The organism is Thermosynechococcus sp. FA-CM-4201 (assembly GCF_054689355.1).
The window spans coordinates 1,581,532-1,597,826 of record NZ_CP079920.1; the positions used below are offsets into that span (position 1 = coordinate 1,581,532).

Below are 16,295 nucleotides of genomic sequence, written 5' to 3' on the forward strand. Positions count from 1 at the left end.
ACGTCCTAGAAATTCGGCTGATGGCGAATCAGGTTGAGAAACTCCTCACGGGTCTTTTGATCTTCACGGAAGACCCCCAGCATCGAACTGGTCACCGTCCAAGAGCCGGGTTTTTGGACACCGCGCATCACCATGCACATGTGGCTGGCTTCCATGACCACGGCCACCCCCTTGGGATCGAGAACTGTTTCAATGGCTTCGGCCACTTGACGGGTCAGGCGCTCCTGCACTTGCAACCGCCGCGCATACATTTCCACAATCCGTGCCAATTTGCTGAGGCCAATCACCCGCTGATTGGGAATATAGGCCACATGGGCTTTGCCAATGAAGGGCAACATGTGATGCTCACAGAGGCTAAAGAAGTTGATGTCGCGCACTAAGACCATTTCATCGTGGCCTTCATCGAAAATCGCGCCGTTGACAAGGGTCTCAAGGGATTGACTATAGCCACTGGTGAGAAATTGCATCGCTTCGGCGACCCGTTTGGGGGTTTTCAGTAACCCCTCGCGATCCGGATCTTCACCCACATTCAGCAGAATCGTGCGCACTGCGGCCATCATTTCTTCTTTGGCAACATCTGGGGGGGGTGGGTGGGGAATCGCTTCTTTGCCTTGGTGTGTGTTGCGATCGGGCAGAATTGCCGGCGTGGTCGCTTTACCGTTAATGATCGAATCGGGCATATTGAACGTTGTCATAGAAAGAGTGACAAGTGAAGGACAAAGGGAGCCTAGAGAGTTCCGCCAAGGGGCATCACCACTAGCTCTTCCACAAAAGCCGTTTGCGGCAATTGAGTCGTGTACAAAATCGTGTTAGCAACGTGTTCAGGGGTTAACATCCCCGTGCGGTCAAAGTCTCCCGCTACGTCTTCCCAAATGGGGGTATCAACGGCGCCGGGACAGATGGCAATCACGCGGATACCGTGGGCGCGTTCTTCAGCCGCCATCGTTTTGGTCAAGGCCATGAGGGCAAACTTCGAGACACAGTAGGCGCCCCAATCGGGAAAAACTTGGCGTCCAGCAATTGAAACAACGTTTACTATCGTACCGCACTGGCGGGATCGCAGTTGCGGCAGTACCGCTTGGGAGCAGATGAGGGCACTGGTGAGGTTGACGTTAAGAATTTGCTGCCAGTCCGCCAAGGGTTGATCAATCAGGGGCACGGTTCTTGCCATCCCGGCATTATTCACCAATACATGGACATCGCCGACACGAGCAAGAATCTCATCAAGGCGCGATCGCAGGGGTTCAGGATCGCTAAAGTCGACGCTAAAGGTATGGGCTTCAACCCCACAGGCCACCACTTGGGCATGAACGGCAGCAAGTTTGGCGGGCGATCGCCCCAACAGCACCACATTAAACCCTGCTTGGGCAAAGGCAAGGGCCGTGGCGGCTCCAATGCCACTACTGGCTCCCGTGATTAAGACTTGTTGGGTCATACCGCTTCACTAAAGACGCCCATGCGCCGGAACTTCTGATAGCGCAACTCCCGCCGTTCACTGCTGCTGAGGGCTTGCACTTCCGCCAAATTTCGCAGGAGAGCCGCCTTGAGGTTTTCCGCCGCTTCTACGGGGTTGCTATGGGCAGCGCCGACGGGTTCGGGCACAATTTCATCAATAATTCCCAGCTTCAGCAGGTCGCGAGCGGTAATTTTCAGCGCTTCCGCTGCTTGGGGCGCCTTTTGGGCATCGCGCCAGAGAATCGCAGCACAGGCTTCTGGGGGTGCCACACTATAAACGGCGTGCTCAAACATTAGCAGGCGATCGCCAACACCAATGGCCAACGCTCCCCCTGAGCCGCCTTCACCAATCACGGTGCAGATGATCGGCACCTCAAAGCGAAACATCTCCCGCAGATTGTAAGCAATGGCTTCCCCTTGGCCAAACTTTTCCGCATCCACCCCAGCCCAAGCCGCTGGCGTATCAATAAACGTGAGGATGGGCATTTGAAAGCGATTGGCGTGCTCCATCAGACGCAGGGCTTTGCGATAGCCCCCCGGTGAGGCCATACCAAAATTGCGAGCCACATTATCCTTGGTGTCGCGACCCTTTTGCTGCCCCAGCATCACGACTGGTTGACCATTGAGGCGACCGATACCCCCGACAATAGCCGGATCATCGCTGCCTCGGCGATCGCCATGGAGTTCAATCCACTCTTCACTAATGGCTTGGATGTAATCCAACGTGCTGGGACGGCGTGGATGGCGAGCCACCTGCAGGGTTTGCCCCGGCGTCAGCTTACTGAAAATTTCATAGCGCAGTTGCTTGGCGCGCTCTTCCAATTCACGGATTTGCTCCGAGACATCAACGCCAAACTCCGAAGACTTATCCCGCACCTGCTGAATTTGGGCTTCTAGCTCCACGAGGGGCTTCTCAAACTCCAACAGAAGCGTGCGACGTTCGTTTGCCATAGGCGATTGGGTTCCTTTTGGTTTTACTGAGGGTTCAACAGTAGTGGCTGAAATCCGTGTTTACGGGAGACTTCACCAATTTGCTGCATCTTTTCCACCGTGATTTGATTGCGCCCCCAAGAGAAATTGGTGTGCCAGCCCTCAAACTCTAAAAGCATGGCCTCTGCGAAACAGGCAAACATCTGCCGCGAGGGCACATCCATATTCACAATTTCCATAATTTTCCAGTCAATATCGAGGGCGTGCTCGACAATGCCACCATTGAGAACATGAATCTCCGGGTGCTGAATTTTGGTGCCCATATTTTTGGGGTAGCCGCCATCAATCATCAGCGAGGGGCGTTTTAACTGCTCAACGCTCAGCTCGACTCCCTTGGGCATACTGGCCACCCAAACCACAATATCGGCAAGGGGTAGGGCATCCATTAGGTCTAGAATTTTTCCCCGTCCCAATTCCGCCTGTAGCTCCAGCAGGCGATCGCGATTCCGTGCCACCAGTAAGAGATCCTGTACATCCAAACAGGTATTCAACCAACGGCAGACGGCACTGCCAATATCCCCCGTCGCTCCACAGACGGCCACCGTTGCCTGACGCAAATCAATCCCCACTTGGGGCGCCGCCTGCTCAATTTGTTGGCAGATGATATAGGCGGTGTGGGTATTCCCCGTGGTAAAGCGGCGAAAGTCTAGCTCGATATTGCGAACGTGGGACATTTTCTCCAGATCAAAGTTCTCAAAGATGATCGAGGAGAAGCCCCCCAGCGCCGTAATGTCAATATCGTGTTTTTGGGCATGGGCCATGGCGTTAATGATTTTGCGCGTCGCCGCCTTCACCCGCTGGTTGGCCAGCATTTCCGGCAAGAAGCAGGACTCGACGTATTTGCCGTAGATGGTTTTGCCCGTTACGCTCGTCACCGTAATCTCATCGACGATCTGCGGCGGTGCCATACACCAAAATTCCAAGCCTTGATCAGCGTATTCGGGATACCCTAACTGGTGGGCAACGGCTTGGGCGTGCTCCAGATTCGTCAGATGACCAATTAATCCAAACATACAAGCGTGCGGTGACTAAAATGTAACGATATGTTAAGCCACCATTATGCCGCAGTTAGGCCATAAACCGACATCTTCATAATTTCACGAGTGGTAAAGCCGATATTTTCTAGGGCACCACTGTACTGAATCATGAAGTCTTCCACGAGGGCATCTTTTTCCATGCCGAGCACTTTGGCATCCGCTTCCACTTGGTTGAGCATTTTCCAGACCAAGGGCAGGTTGGCGCGATTGGCTTCTTCGAGTTCCCCTTTGACGCTCTCAAAGTTTTCCTTGAGCCAGATTTCACCAAAGTTGAGGTGGCTGTACTCATCCTTAACCACACCCTCGGTAATTTTGCGGGCAAAGGGATCGGCCATCGGGATGTAGATGTTGTAGGCCGCGATCGCGAAGCACTCGATGATCAACGCTTGAATCAGCAGGCAAGTGGCAATTTTCCCCTCTGCCAGTGCCGCTTGAAAGTTACCGTGCAGTTTTTCAAAGAAGGCTTTGGCAAATTCCATATCTGGGGTCACGCTCAGGTTGCGACCACAGGCCTCAAACCCCTTTTTGTGGCGGGCTTCCATCTTAGCAAGGCGGGTGAGTTCCTCTTGGTGCTCGGGCAGCAGCTTGGCTAAATCAATGTAATTATCGTAAGCTTCCTGTTCACCTTCAATGACAATGGCGTTGATGCGGCTGTAGGCATCCTTGTAGCGATCGCTATGGTAGTCCAACTCAGGGGTAGCGGTAGCCGTTGTCATTGCGAACTCTCCTAAACACAAATTTTAGAGGTTATGAGGTAGCAGGGCTTCCGTTATCATACCGCAGCAGCGATCCCCTGACGAGGGGCAGCGTGCCAGAGATTTTCGAGTTCCTGAATAGGCGAATCTCTATGTACCGATAGCACTAGAAACTGCCCATGTTGCTTGGGGGTGGCACTTCTGGCAACGGCTGAGGGGGAGGAGCGACCGACTGAATAGGGCCATTGTAGTCAATGCGAATCATCGGATTGCTGGGGTCAGGGTTGACCGTGACGATACTCTCAATGGTTGGCGGTTCCGCAGGGGGCCCCCCTAGAAAACGAAAGGTAAACGTGCCATCGCCATTGTCCACGTAGGGGGATTGACTCGCAGGCCCAAACATGGATGCTTCAGCGCGGTAGCGACTCAACCCGCCATTGGCTCGCTCTGCCGCCTGTCGTGCCCAATTCCGTGCCCGCTGGAGGACTGGATTATCCACCCCAAAGGGATTAAAGTTTTCCCGTGGCGGTGGCTCTGTCTGTGCCAACACTGGAATTACACCTGTCAACGCGCACGCTAAAATCAGGCTGAATGTCATCAGGCGAAAGGACATCAACGCAAACTCCCACTCCTAAACTGTGCTTTGGCAGTCATGTACCTCTTACGGGACGAGCAACTGTATCTTTCAGTTCCAAAACCGATGAGCTAACCATTGTATTCTTTGTAGAGAAGTCCGTAATAGACGGATGCCTCGCCCCTATTGATACAATGGGTAAAGTGATAGGCTACAACGATTGCATGAGTTAAACGCACTGCGGTGCGCAATCCACAGTCTAGAGGGCATAACCTGAGTCAACCTATGAGTGATGAAACCATAACCAACCCCGCTGCTGAAGCCCAAGAAAGCGAAATTACCCCCGATGTCGTTGAGAATCATACCGAGGCCACCACGGGCGAAGAGGGTCAAGCATCTGAGACCACCTCTGCGGATGCAGCGGATTTGCTAGAGAAAATTGCTGCCCTTGAAGCTGCCAAGGCTAGTCTTTCGCAGGTGGTGGAGGAGCGCAATAGCCAATATATGCGCCTTGCCGCTGACTTTGAAAACTTCCGCAAACGCACCCAGCGAGAAAAAGAGGAACTAGAGCTACAGATTAAGTGCAGCGTCATTGCTGATTTGCTGCCTGTGGTGGATAGCTTTGAGCTAGCCCGCACCCACATTCAAACCGAAACAGAGGCGGAAGAAAAAATTCACCGCAGCTATCAGGGGGTTTACAAGCAACTGGTGGAGTGCCTCAAGCGTATTGGCGTTTCCGCGATGCAGGCCAAAGGCAAGCCCTTTGATCCCAATCTCCACGAGGCTGTGCTGCGGGAAGCAACGAATGAACATCCTGAAGGCACCGTGATTGAAGAACTCAAGCGGGGGTATATGCTGGGCGATCGCGTGTTGCGCCATGCCATGGTCAAAGTGGCCGCTCCCCCTGAAGAGGGTAGTGCCAGTGACACGAATCCCACCAATGATGTGACGGACGTATAGGGGCACTTCAAGGGAATGCCACGCCGCTACTACATCACCACCTTTGGCTGCCAAATGAACAAAGCCGACTCCGAGCGCATGGCCGGGGTCTTGGAAGCAATGGGCTTAGAACCAGTCGCCGAACCGGATGAAGCCGATGTGTTGCTCTACAACACCTGCACGATTCGCGACAACGCCGAGCAGAAGCTCTATTCCTATCTAGGGCGGCAGGCCAAGCGCAAGCATCAAGACCCTAACCTAACGCTGATTGTGGCTGGTTGTGTGGCTCAACAGGAGGGGGAACAACTGCTGCGGCGAGTTCCCGAAGTGGATCTGGTGATGGGGCCGCAGTATGCCAATCGCCTTGGTGAGCTGTTGGAGCAGGTGTGGAATGGCAGCCAAGTGGTGGCAACGGAGCCACTGCACATTGTTGAGGACATTACCAAACCCCGCCGCGATAGTAGGGTCACTGCTTGGGTCAATGTGATCTATGGCTGTAATGAACGCTGTACCTACTGTGTGGTGCCGGGGGTACGGGGGCAAGAGCAATCCCGCCGCCCCGAGGCAATCCGCGCTGAAATTGAGGAACTGGCGGCTCAAGGCTACAAGGAAGTGACGCTCCTCGGGCAAAACATTGATGCCTACGGTCGTGATTTGCCGGGAATTACCCCAGAGGGGCGGCGACAGCACACGTTTACCGATTTGCTTTATTACATCCATGATGTTGCTGGGATTGAGCGGATTCGCTTTGCCACCAGCCATCCCCGTTATTTTACGGAGCGCTTGATTCGAGCCTGTGCCGAACTGCCCAAGGTGTGTAAGCATTTCCACATTCCCTTTCAGTCGGGGGATAATGAGATTCTCAAGGCAATGGCACGGGGCTATACTCGCGAGCGCTACCTACAAATCATTGAAACGATTCGCCGCTATATGCCGGATGCTGCCATTAGTGCGGATGCCATTGTTGGTTTTCCGGGCGAAACAGAAGCTCAATTCCAGCGCACACTGGATCTGGTGGCGGAGGTGGGGTTTGACCAACTGAATACGGCGGCCTATTCTCCGCGCCCGAATACGCCAGCGGCCACGTGGGAGAATCAAGTACCGGAAGAGATTAAAGAAGATCGCCTGCAACGGCTAAATCATTTAGTGGCGACGATCGCTGGCGATCGCTCCCAACGCTATCTTGGACGGGAAGAGGTGGTGCTGGTGGAGGGGGCGAATCCCAAGGATGCGCAACAAGTCTATGGCCGCACGGATGGCAACCGCCTCACCTACCTGCCCGGCGATATTGAGACCCTACGGGGACAACTGGTGCGTGTCCGCATTACCGAGGCGCGAGCCTTTAGCCTCAGTGGTGTGCCCCTTGCGGAGCATTCCCTAGTTGGCTGATTCAGTGGGGTCTAGATCGCACAAATTACTTCATCGCGGCAAAGGGTGGGATCCACGTAGGGCAGCATCGGCTTATCACCAACGTAAATGCCCAAGCCTTGAGCCGTACGAATCAAGAAGCTATTGGGATCCACATGCCGCGGGCATTTAGCAACAACATCGGCAATGGGCACGGTCACCACTTGCCCTGCTTGCCACGCCACCATGCGGCCAAACGTCCCTTGAGCCGCCAAATCGACAGCGGTATTGCCCATGCCTGCTGCCAGCAGCCGATCCATGGCCATGGGGGCACCCCCCCGTTGAATATGACCCAACACCGAAACCCGTAGCTCAATGGGGATGGGGCTGTGCTGGGCAATTTTATCGGCAATATACTGGCCAATACTACAATGGCGGTGATGGTTGGCGTCTTGTTCTAGTTCCTTGGCGCCTTCGGCAACGACGATGAGGGCAAACTTACGTCCCCAGCGATCGCGCAACTTCTGGAGGTGCTGGCAAATGCCTTCAATGGAGTAGGGAATTTCTGGAATCAGAATAATATCGGCGCCCCCAGCAATGCCCGAATACAGAGCCAAGTGACCCGCAGTGCGCCCCATCACTTCCACCACAAAAACACGATCATGGCTCGCGGCGGTGGAGGTAATCCGACTGAGGGCTTCGACAACAATGTTGACAGCGGTATCAAAGCCAATGGCGCGATCGGTCAAGGCGACATCGTTATCAATGGTTTTGGGTACAGCAAGGAAATTCCAGTTTCCCTTTTGCGCCAGTTGATGCAAAATTTTCAGGCTGCCATCGCCACAAATGGCAATGAGGGCATCCAAGCCCAATTCATAGTACCCCGCAATCACTTCATCGGCATGGCCAAGGGTATCGCCCTTATTAATTGCTCCGAGAATGGTTCCCCCCATGTTGAGCAGTACATCCATTCCCCCGAGGCCTTCTGCATTGAGGGGGATCGCCTTCCGCTCAATTAACCCCTGAGTCGCGTGGAGAATGCCAAGCACCTCCCAACCGTAACTTAAAGTGGCATGGGCAACAATGGCACGGATGGCCGTATTTAGACCTGGGCAATCTCCGCCACTGGTGAACACACCAAGTCGTTTGCGGCTGGTACTCATGAATACTTGCTCCCTATATGAACGGTTGTGGCTTCAAAGCCTGCCTCTGCACCTAACAAGGGCACCGTCAACATCCTAGCGAAGGTCAATCGCCCTTGACTGCTTGAGTTAAGAGCTTGCAACATCCTTAGGAATCGTTGAATTTTCCAGAGGGGAATATCTGATTGAGAGGATCGATTAGACTGGTAATCTATGGAAATTCCTCGCCTACACCCCGATACGATTGAGGCTGTGCGCCAAGCGGTCAACATTGTCGATGTGGTGGCCGAGCACGTTGTCCTACGCAAGCGCGGGCGAGAATACGTTGGCTGTTGTCCGTTTCATGAGGAGAAAACCCCCAGTTTTACGGTCAGCCCCCTCAAGGGCTTTTACTACTGTTTTGGCTGCGGTGCTGGGGGCAATGCCATTAAGTTCCTGATGGAACTGCAAAAGCGCTCCTTTGCCGAGGTGGTGCTCGACCTTGCCCAACGCCATCAGATTCCCGTACGCACCCTCGATAGTGAGCAAAAACAGGCACTACAAGCGCGGCTGTCCCTTCAAGAGCAACTGTACGAGATTCTGGCGATCGCCACCAGTTTCTATGAACACGCCCTGCGGCAGCCCATTGGTCAAGCAGCTCAAGACTATTTGCAGCGACAACGCCATCTGAAAGAGGACACGATTCAGCAATTTCGCTTGGGCTATGCCCCTGCGGGTTGGCAAGTGCTCTACACATATCTTGTGGAGCAAAAGGGATATCCTGCTGCTTTAGTTGAGCAGGCGGGCTTGATTATGCCTCGGCGAACCGGGGACGGCTACTATGACCGCTTTCGCGATCGCCTGATGATCCCGATTATGGATGCCCAAGGACGGGTGGTGGGGTTTGGCGGTCGTACCCTAGGCAACGAAGAGCCGAAGTATCTCAACTCCCCAGAAACCCCTATTTTTAACAAGGGGCAATTACTCTTTGGTCTTGATAAGGCACGCCAAGCGATTGTGCAAACCGATCAGGCGATTGTTGTTGAGGGCTACTTTGATGTCATGGCTCTGCACCAAGCGGGGTTTCCCCAAGCGGTGGCCAGTTTAGGGACTGCCCTCAGTCAAGCCCAAATTAAGTTGCTACTGCGCTACACTGAGTCGAAGCAAATTATTCTCAACTTTGATGCCGACCCAGCGGGACAACGGGCTGCCGATCGCGCCATTGGCGAGGCTGCGGATTTGGCCTATCGGGGGGATCTGCGACTGCGCATTCTCACGTTACCGGCGGGTAAAGATGCGGCTGACTTTTTCACGGATGCTGCCGAGTCCTTAGAGGCACGGCGAGATCGCTACCAAACGCTCTTAGATCAAGCCCCCCTCTGGCTCGATTGGCAAATCCAAACCATCTTGCAGCAGTACGATCTCGACCAAAGCGATCAATTTCAGCAGGCAAGCCAAGCCCTGAGCCAACTCTTGGGCAAACTCCCCAATGCCACACTGCGTAGTCACTACATTCACCACTGTGCTGAGCTATTGGGACGCCACGATAGTCGCTTTATCCTCCGCCTTGAAGAATCCCTGCGGCAACAGGTGCGGGGTCAGCGCTGGCAGGGGCGATCGCAAAAATGGCAACGTCCAGCGGATTATAATTTACGTCAAGCGGCTGAAGAACAGCTTCTGCGCCTCTACCTCCACTGTGGGGAATATCGCCCCCTAATTCGGCAAACGCTGCAAGCACGGGATATTGAATTTAGCCTCTCCCACCACCGTTGGCTGTGGCGGCAAATCCTAGCCATTGAAGAAGAACAGTGTGCGGGTCTGCCTGCGCCTGATGATCCCTATACTGCTGAGTGGCCACTGCATTCACCCACGGAGACCGGGACACAACTGACGGACTTGGATTTGGTCACCCATCTTTTTGATCGCCTCGACGAAGCAGCAGAAGCTTCTCTGATGACGCCGCTCCTACAGTTAGATGAGACCACTGCCGTCAGTCTCGATCGTCCCGAACTAGTCATCCAAGCCGCCGCCGCCACCCTTGAGCGCATTGCCGTTGAAAAGCGCTGTCGCTACATCCTCCAGTCTTGGCAGGAAACGGTTGCCCTGATTTTAAGTGAATCTCCCGCCAGTGAAGCCCTACGCCACTATCTAGATCGCTCACTCACCGACAGCGACAGAGAGATTGACGATATTCCCGGTGTGGCACCCGAGCGGCTGCAAGTCCTTGAACAACTGCGCCATGACTACTACCAGCATCGCCAATACCTCCAGCAATTGGATCAGCAGCGCTGTCCTTCCTTGGCAGTGATCCGGGGCTATTCCTGATGGGTTTTCAGAGTAAAAAAATAAAACTCTTGCGCATGATTGATCTGCCCCAAAGAACTTATTGTCCGAGGTAAGCTCTCAAGACCTCAGGATTGGTTTGAATCTCACTCGGAGAACCGTCAGCAAGATTTTTGCCCTCCGCCAAGACCCAGATGTGCTGACACAGGGACATCACCACGTCCATATTATGTTCAATAATCAGAAACGTCACGCCCTCTTGATTCCAACGCGCAATATGCTCGCAAATTTGATTAATCAGGGTTGGGTTGACGCCGGCGGCTGGCTCATCGAGGAGTACCATGCGGGGACGGTGCATCATCACCCGCGCCATTTCGAGGAGTTTGCGCTGCCCTCCCGACAATGCACCCGCATAGTCATTGGCCTTGGCCGCTAGCCCCACAGACTCCAAAATTGCCCACGCCCGTTGCCGCAGTTCCTGTTCCTCTTGGCGGATGCGCAGGGGTTGCAGCCAACTATTCCAAAACTTCTCCCCTGTTTGCAGTGGCGCGGCTAGGAGCATATTTTCGAGAACTGATAGGCGCGAGAGTACACGGGGCACTTGGAAGGTGCGCAGCAGTCCCTGAAGGGCAACTTGGTGGGGGGGCAAATGGCTAATGGGGGCACCATCAAAAATCACACGGCCTTGGTCGGGGGTAAGGAAGTTGCACAACAGGTTGAATAGGGTGGTTTTGCCGGCACCGTTGGGACCAATGAGACCAGTGATACTGCCACGTGCAACCCGAATTTCGGCATGATCCACCGCGCGAATACCACCAAAACTTTTGCATAGCCCCGTAGCCACTAGGAGGTCTGAGGGCAAGACTGGACTGACACCGCTAGAGACGGGCGCGAGAGAAGGTTCATCGACCAAGGCTGAGTTCCTCCTTTTTGCCCAAAATACCTTGGGGTCGCCACATCATCAAGATAATGAGGACAAGGCCAATGAGCATCATCCGCAAGGCCTCTAGGCGACCACCATCAAGGGGAATAAAGCGGGTCAGGGCAGTGTAGGCCCAAAAGAGCGCAGCACCGAGGAGAGTACCCATGTTATTGCCTGCACCCCCTAAGACCACAATTGTCCACGCCTGAAATGTAATCAGGGATACAAAGCCATCGGGGTTAATAAAGGTGAGCTGCCACGCATAAAAAGACCCTGCCACTGCCGCGATCGCTCCCCCCAACAGCAGCGACTGCATTTTGTAGGCAAAGACATTCTTGCCTAGGGCTTTGGCCACCTCCTCATCTTCGCGGATTGCTTTGAGCACCCGTCCCCAAGGGGAATGAATCCAACGCTCTAACTGCCACACCACCAAGGCCAAAACCAAGACCAACAGCCACAACAGTCCCGCCCGGTAGCTAAAATCCCACAGGCCAAGGGTAAGGGCTTTGACCACGAGACCAACTAGAGCTGCGGCCAACGTATTCAAAGCGATGGGAACCACTGCTGGTTTTTCTGGACGGCAATAATAGCTGACGAGGGCGATCGCCCCACCCAGCGTCACCAGTGTCAACACCAGAGGAAAAATGGCCATTCCCCGTCCTAAGCTCAAGGGGAGCAACGTGGCCCAAAGGCTGAGGGTACCGGCAATTAATAAAGCGGCATAGCTAGGCAGTAACCAGCGGGGGTGCGATCGCCCGTACTGCCGCTCTAACCATTGCCACCAATGCCATGCAGCCGCCCCCACCACAGCCCAAAAAAGAGCAATCATCCCCAGCTTGGTCGATATATTGGGATTGAACTGAGCAAGGGGCAGCGGAAACCCATACACCCCCCGACCGCCTCGGGTTAGCCAATCCTCATTGAGGGCAATCAAGCGGACAATTTCCGCCATGCCGATGGTCACAATCGCAAGGTAATCTTCCCGCAGTCGCAGCGTAGCAATCCCCATTAAAAAGCCCAATCCCATCGCCAGCACCACGCCAGCAAGGACGGCAAAGAACATGGGGACGCCAGCAATCCCCAACAAAATCGTGGTGTAGGAACCAATGGCCAAAAAGCCAACATGGCCAAAGTTAATTAGCCCCGTATAGCCCCAGTGCAAATTCAGCCCCAAGCTAAAAAGGGCAAAGGTGGCAGTGAAGATACCAAGGGAAATGAGATAGCCAACCATTTAGATCATCGAAGTTAAGGGCGATACAGTTGCGCTGCGCTGTTGCGATCGCGCCAGTGGATGAAGGAATCAAAATGACTATATTTTATACATCATTAATTACGGCTGTGCCCAAGGAACAACTCGCTACTTTTTTGGCACACTAGGGAGCACAGTTATTTGAGCGAGGGTGGGTGTCTGAGGCTGTGACCACCCATTTTGAACGGCAACTACAACGTCTGCGCAGTGACTTGCTGCGACTGGGGACACTAGTCGAAAGTGCCTGTCAGTTGGCCTATGGTGTCTTAATTGAGCGACATCTTCTCAGTGTCGAGCAGTTAATCCAAAGGGAACGGGACATTGACCGCAGCGCCCAAGAACTCAATCGTGAGGCGATCGCCCTGCTGACATTGCAAGCCCCTGTGGCCGAGGATCTCCGATTTTTAGTCATGCTCTCGCACCTCTGCCGCGATCTAGAGCGGATCGGCGATTATGCCCTTGAAATTGGCCGTGCGGGTCAAACCCTGCTGCGCTATCCACCCCCACCCTACCTTGAGGACATCCGCTTGATGTTCCAGCGATCGCAACTGTTACTATCGGAAGCGCTATCCGCCATTGCCAATTTGGATCCTGAGATCGGGCTAGCCCTCGCCAACTGCGATGATGCCGTCGATGCCGACTACCAACGTCTTTATGAGCGACTCTGCACCCCTTTGCATCCCCAAGAGCCAGTGGAATTGCGCTTGATCCTGCTGCTGCTGATTCGCAACTTGGAGCGCATTGGTGATCATGCGACAACCATTGGCCAGCGCGTCTGCTTCATTGTGCGGGGGGAAGCCCCCTAGGAAAATTGACGTTTTATGCTCGCTGTGCGCTGAATTGCGTCCACAACCTTTGAGAATAGAACTAGTCCTAATTCATAAGTGTTGTCGTGCCTGTGCTCGAACCTGAGGATGGGCCTGTTGGGAGGTAAGGCATGAGGTTAAGCCGTCGTTCTTTTTTGTACGGTGCTGCGGCACTGACACTGATGCCGTGGGTTTGGCAAACGGCAGGCGGCTCCTTAGCAGACTCTTTTCGTCCATGGCGAGCACTCCTGATTGGCATTAACCACTATCCCCAGTTGGCGGGTGTGCCCCCTTTAGGCGGTTGTCTAACGGATGTTGAGCTAGTGAAAAACCTATTGCTAGATGGCTGGGGGCTGGCGGACAGTGACATTACGCTCCTGACGGAACAGGCGGCAACCCTCGATGCGGTTCAAGAAACCCTAGGGGTGCTGGAGCACGCTGGTCAGCCCCTGTTGGTTTACTTTAGTGGCTACGGCACGCTTTGGCAGCAACAACCAGCATTGGTTTTCGCCGATGCCACAGCAGCAGGTGAGGGCATCTTACCACTTGCTGAATTAGTGCGTACCAAAGGGGTACAGGTATGGCTCGACACCCGCTTTAGCCCGCCACCTATTGAGGGGGAGATGTTGCGCTGGCGATTTGTGCCGTTGCAGCCTGTAGAGACCCGTGGCACAGGCCAAGTTCCCAAGGATCATCTGCTCTGGGCAGATTTGGGGGTAGAAACGCATCTGAATGGCGTTCCTATGGGACTCTTTACTGCTAGTTTGAGCCATTATCTAGCGGCTTTGGGGGGCGATCGCCCGTTGGCGACAAGCCTGATGTACACTGCCGATGAACTGCGCTGGCAAACCGGGGCAGAAATTCATCTAGTTAGCGATGGATTGCCGGGGAATGTCCCCTTATCCCACGGCTTTGATGGTGTGGTGCAAAGTACCAGTCACGATCGCACCCTTCAGGTTTGGTGTGGCGGCCTCAGTCCTTGGCTATTAGCCCATTGTCATCCCCACAGTCGTTGGGTCACTGCCGATGGCACCACCGCCGTCAACATGGCGAGTTTTAATGGCCTGATGGCACAGGGGATTAGTAGTCAGCCGCTGCAAGTCGGCGATCGCCTCTACGAGCAACAGCGACGTTTAGGGAAAAATCTCCATCTGCACGTGGCCCTCGACACCAAACTCAGCAAAATTGAGCGCGTAGATGCCATCAATGCCCTGACCAATGAAGAAAAAGTTGCCGTCCTCAACAGCAGTGATCCCCTGCCCGATGTGGTTCTCACCAAGAGTGAGACGGTGGGCAGCTATGGGCTGGAGTGGCCGGTGGGAACATTGCTCCAACACAGTTGTAGTGGCACCAATGAAGCCGCCAAAGCCGGCATCCGTCGCTTGAACCCCCTGCTGAATGCCCTACTGGCGCAGAAATGGTTGACGCTAACGCTCAATCCCACCTCCAGTCAGGTGGCCGTGTGTACAACCCTTGAGCAACTATCGCCAACGGCAAAACTCTTGAGCCGCCAATCCCCACCCCGCAGCCCCAATCCCTTGCCGGATGTCCTGAGCACCAAGCTGCCAGCCACGAATTTAGACACGCCCCTCACCTTAGCCAAGGGGGATACTTGCCGCTGGAGCCTCTACAACTATGGCGATCGCCCCCTCAACATTGTCGCCTTTGCATGGGATAGCAGTCAAGGCATTCTCCTGCTGCCGCTGCAAACCCAGTCGTGGCAGTTGGCGGTTGCGCCGGGCTTGAATATTCCCCTTTATACGTGGACGCTGAATCGCCCTTGCCAATGGCTGAAGGTCTTTATCATCAGCAGCCACCGCCCCCTGACTCGTTTTAGTCAACTGAGTAGCCACCCTAGCCATTCAGAGCCATTGCTAATTTCTGGTGAGGATAGTCTTGCCTTGGTTCTCAGTTTGCTAGCGGATCTCAGCAGTGAACCGGAAGGGAATGAGTTTTGCTTGGATGTGCGGGAGTGGTGTACCCAAGGCTTTACACTGCGGGTGGTCTAGGCCAAACGCCGCCGTAATAGGGGTTGGATCAGTAGGCTCATCCCCAGGGCAACAGCAAAGAGGATCAATAGGGCAGCACCTAAGCTCAGTGACCCCCAAGGAGCCACCATCACCACATCGCTCAACCGCCAATCGGGATGCAGATAGACATAGCGAATCGGTTCAATGGCCAAACTGAGGGGGTTGAGGCTGGCAATCCACTGCAACCAGCGGGGCATAAACGACAGGGGCACCAAGGCAGTACTGGCAAAGAGTAACGGCAGGTTGATCACAAAAATCACGGCCAATAGCTCAATGTGCCCCGGCAAAGCAAAGGTAAGGCCCAAGCTCAAAGCTGTCACCCCAAAGACCAAAATCAGTACCGCGGCCAAAACGACCCCAATGCCCGCTAAATTCGGCAGCCCCGTTCCGAGGAGCACCCCCAAGCTGGCGATCGCCACCACCTGAATCAAACTTAGGGTCGTAATGAACAACGCCGAGGCGAGAACAATCGAAAACCGCGAGGCCAAGGGCGCCACCAACAACCGATTCAAAAAGCCAAACTCACGGTCAAACATCACGGGCAACCCCGCATTGAGGGCACCACTAAAGGCGGTAAAGACAATAATGCCGGCGCAGAGAAACTGACCATAATTGGTACTCTCGCCAAACAGACCCTGCGGCACATTCTGGAACAGGGCACCAAAGAGGATCAACCAAATCAAGGGTTGTACCACCCCCGCCACCAGTGTTGAAGGGCGCCGTTGCAGTTGAATAAACAGGCGACGGGTCAAAGCGAGGGTTTCCTGAATGAATTCACCTGAGAAAATACCGGGAACAGCCCTTGCTGAAGCGGTGGTCATAACGCAACTCCGAGATCAAACCTGTT

15 protein-coding genes are annotated in these 16,295 nt (G+C 54.3%); 5 read left to right on the plus strand and 10 right to left on the minus strand.

Translation table 11 applies throughout. The annotated features are described in order from the left end of the window. Positions 1–5 precede the first annotated feature (5 nt). From folE to KV190_RS07765, 6 genes are all read right to left on the minus strand, one after another. On the minus strand, positions 6–680 hold the full coding sequence (folE, locus tag KV190_RS07740) for a GTP cyclohydrolase I FolE (protein ID WP_460195252.1): 675 nt from the start codon (positions 678–680) through the stop codon (positions 6–8). Between the two features lie 47 nt (positions 681–727). Beyond that, positions 728–1,435: an SDR family oxidoreductase gene (locus KV190_RS07745; RefSeq protein WP_460192675.1), complete on the minus strand. Its 708-nt coding sequence runs from the start codon at positions 1,433–1,435 to the stop codon at positions 728–730. After that, positions 1,432–2,406 carry an acetyl-CoA carboxylase carboxyltransferase subunit alpha gene (locus KV190_RS07750; protein ID WP_460192676.1) on the minus strand — a complete coding sequence of 325 codons (975 nt, stop codon included), beginning with the start codon at positions 2,404–2,406 and terminating at the stop codon, positions 1,432–1,434. The genes KV190_RS07745 and KV190_RS07750 overlap by 4 nt, the downstream gene beginning before the upstream one ends. A 23-nt stretch (positions 2,407–2,429) precedes the next feature. Next, positions 2,430–3,458, minus strand: a complete 1,029-nt coding sequence (locus KV190_RS07755) for a long-chain acyl-[acyl-carrier-protein] reductase (RefSeq protein WP_460192677.1) — start codon at positions 3,456–3,458, stop codon at positions 2,430–2,432. Between the two features lie 44 nt (positions 3,459–3,502). Continuing rightward, positions 3,503–4,198, minus strand: a complete 696-nt coding sequence (locus KV190_RS07760; RefSeq protein WP_460192678.1) for an aldehyde oxygenase (deformylating) — start codon at positions 4,196–4,198, stop codon at positions 3,503–3,505. Positions 4,199–4,343: 145 nt separating this feature from the next. Beyond that, a complete protein-coding gene (locus tag KV190_RS07765; RefSeq protein WP_460192679.1) occupies positions 4,344–4,790 on the minus strand; it encodes a hypothetical protein in 447 nt (148 codons plus the stop codon). 246 nt (positions 4,791–5,036) lie between these two features. On the opposite strand from KV190_RS07765, the gene grpE reads away from it, so the two are divergent. Together grpE and miaB are read left to right on the plus strand one after the other, a co-directional pair. Further along, positions 5,037–5,711, plus strand: coding sequence for a nucleotide exchange factor GrpE (grpE, locus tag KV190_RS07770; RefSeq protein WP_460192680.1), 675 nt, complete (start codon positions 5,037–5,039; stop codon positions 5,709–5,711). A 15-nt stretch (positions 5,712–5,726) separates the two neighbouring features. Next, positions 5,727–7,079, plus strand: coding sequence for a tRNA (N6-isopentenyl adenosine(37)-C2)-methylthiotransferase MiaB (gene miaB / locus KV190_RS07775; RefSeq protein ID WP_460192681.1), 1,353 nt, complete (start codon positions 5,727–5,729; stop codon positions 7,077–7,079). A gap of 11 nt (positions 7,080–7,090) precedes the next feature. On the opposite strand, the gene KV190_RS07780 is transcribed toward miaB, so the two are convergent. Further along, a complete protein-coding gene (locus KV190_RS07780; protein WP_460192682.1) occupies positions 7,091–8,200 on the minus strand; it encodes an ATP-dependent 6-phosphofructokinase in 1,110 nt (369 codons plus the stop codon). Between the two features lie 192 nt (positions 8,201–8,392). On the opposite strand from KV190_RS07780, the gene dnaG reads away from it, so the two are divergent. Next, entirely contained in the window at positions 8,393–10,483 is a 2,091-nt protein-coding gene (gene dnaG / locus KV190_RS07785; RefSeq protein ID WP_460192683.1) for a DNA primase, read from the plus strand. 58 nt (positions 10,484–10,541) lie between these two features. Here the strand turns inward: dnaG and KV190_RS07790 are convergent, their stop codons facing one another. After that, on the minus strand, positions 10,542–11,354 hold the full coding sequence (locus KV190_RS07790; protein WP_460192684.1) for an ABC transporter ATP-binding protein: 813 nt from the start codon (positions 11,352–11,354) through the stop codon (positions 10,542–10,544). Continuing rightward, positions 11,344–12,594 carry a branched-chain amino acid ABC transporter permease gene (locus KV190_RS07795; RefSeq protein ID WP_460192685.1) on the minus strand — a complete coding sequence of 417 codons (1,251 nt, stop codon included), beginning with the start codon at positions 12,592–12,594 and terminating at the stop codon, positions 11,344–11,346. The genes KV190_RS07790 and KV190_RS07795 overlap by 11 nt, the downstream gene beginning before the upstream one ends. Before the next feature lie 185 nt (positions 12,595–12,779). On the opposite strand from KV190_RS07795, the gene phoU reads away from it, so the two are divergent. Further along, positions 12,780–13,418, plus strand: coding sequence for a phosphate signaling complex protein PhoU (gene phoU, locus KV190_RS07800; protein WP_460192686.1), 639 nt, complete (start codon positions 12,780–12,782; stop codon positions 13,416–13,418). 131 nt (positions 13,419–13,549) lie between these two features. After that, a complete protein-coding gene (locus KV190_RS07805) occupies positions 13,550–15,427 on the plus strand; it encodes a caspase family protein (protein WP_460192687.1) in 1,878 nt (625 codons plus the stop codon). Here the strand turns inward: KV190_RS07805 and KV190_RS07810 are convergent. Beyond that, positions 15,424–16,269 (minus strand): ABC transporter permease, encoded by an 846-nt coding sequence (locus KV190_RS07810; RefSeq protein ID WP_460192688.1) that lies wholly within the window; start codon positions 16,267–16,269, stop codon positions 15,424–15,426. The two genes, KV190_RS07805 and KV190_RS07810, sit on opposite strands and share 4 nt — an antisense overlap. Positions 16,270–16,295 lie beyond the last annotated feature (26 nt).

Excerpts from the sequence above, each read along its gene's own strand:
- KV190_RS07780 (WP_460192682.1), bottom strand. The coding sequence starts at position 8,200 with ATGAGTACCAGCCGCAAACGACTTGGTGTGTTCACCAGTGGCGGAGAT.
- KV190_RS07765 (WP_460192679.1), bottom strand. The coding sequence starts at position 4,790 with ATGTCCTTTCGCCTGATGACATTCAGCCTGATTTTAGCGTGCGCGTTG.
- KV190_RS07755 (WP_460192677.1), bottom strand. The coding sequence starts at position 3,458 with ATGTTTGGATTAATTGGTCATCTGACGAATCTGGAGCACGCCCAAGCC.
- KV190_RS07750 (WP_460192676.1), bottom strand. The coding sequence starts at position 2,406 with ATGGCAAACGAACGTCGCACGCTTCTGTTGGAGTTTGAGAAGCCCCTC.
- KV190_RS07810 (WP_460192688.1), bottom strand. The coding sequence starts at position 16,269 with ATGACCACCGCTTCAGCAAGGGCTGTTCCCGGTATTTTCTCAGGTGAA.
- miaB (WP_460192681.1), top strand. The coding sequence starts at position 5,727 with ATGCCACGCCGCTACTACATCACCACCTTTGGCTGCCAAATGAACAAA.
- folE (WP_460195252.1), bottom strand. The coding sequence starts at position 680 with ATGCCCGATTCGATCATTAACGGTAAAGCGACCACGCCGGCAATTCTG.
- KV190_RS07795 (WP_460192685.1), bottom strand. The coding sequence starts at position 12,594 with ATGGTTGGCTATCTCATTTCCCTTGGTATCTTCACTGCCACCTTTGCC.
- KV190_RS07805 (WP_460192687.1), top strand. The coding sequence starts at position 13,550 with ATGAGGTTAAGCCGTCGTTCTTTTTTGTACGGTGCTGCGGCACTGACA.
- KV190_RS07760 (WP_460192678.1), bottom strand. The coding sequence starts at position 4,198 with ATGACAACGGCTACCGCTACCCCTGAGTTGGACTACCATAGCGATCGC.
- KV190_RS07745 (WP_460192675.1), bottom strand. The coding sequence starts at position 1,435 with ATGACCCAACAAGTCTTAATCACGGGAGCCAGTAGTGGCATTGGAGCC.
- dnaG (WP_460192683.1), top strand. The coding sequence starts at position 8,393 with ATGGAAATTCCTCGCCTACACCCCGATACGATTGAGGCTGTGCGCCAA.
- grpE (WP_460192680.1), top strand. The coding sequence starts at position 5,037 with ATGAGTGATGAAACCATAACCAACCCCGCTGCTGAAGCCCAAGAAAGC.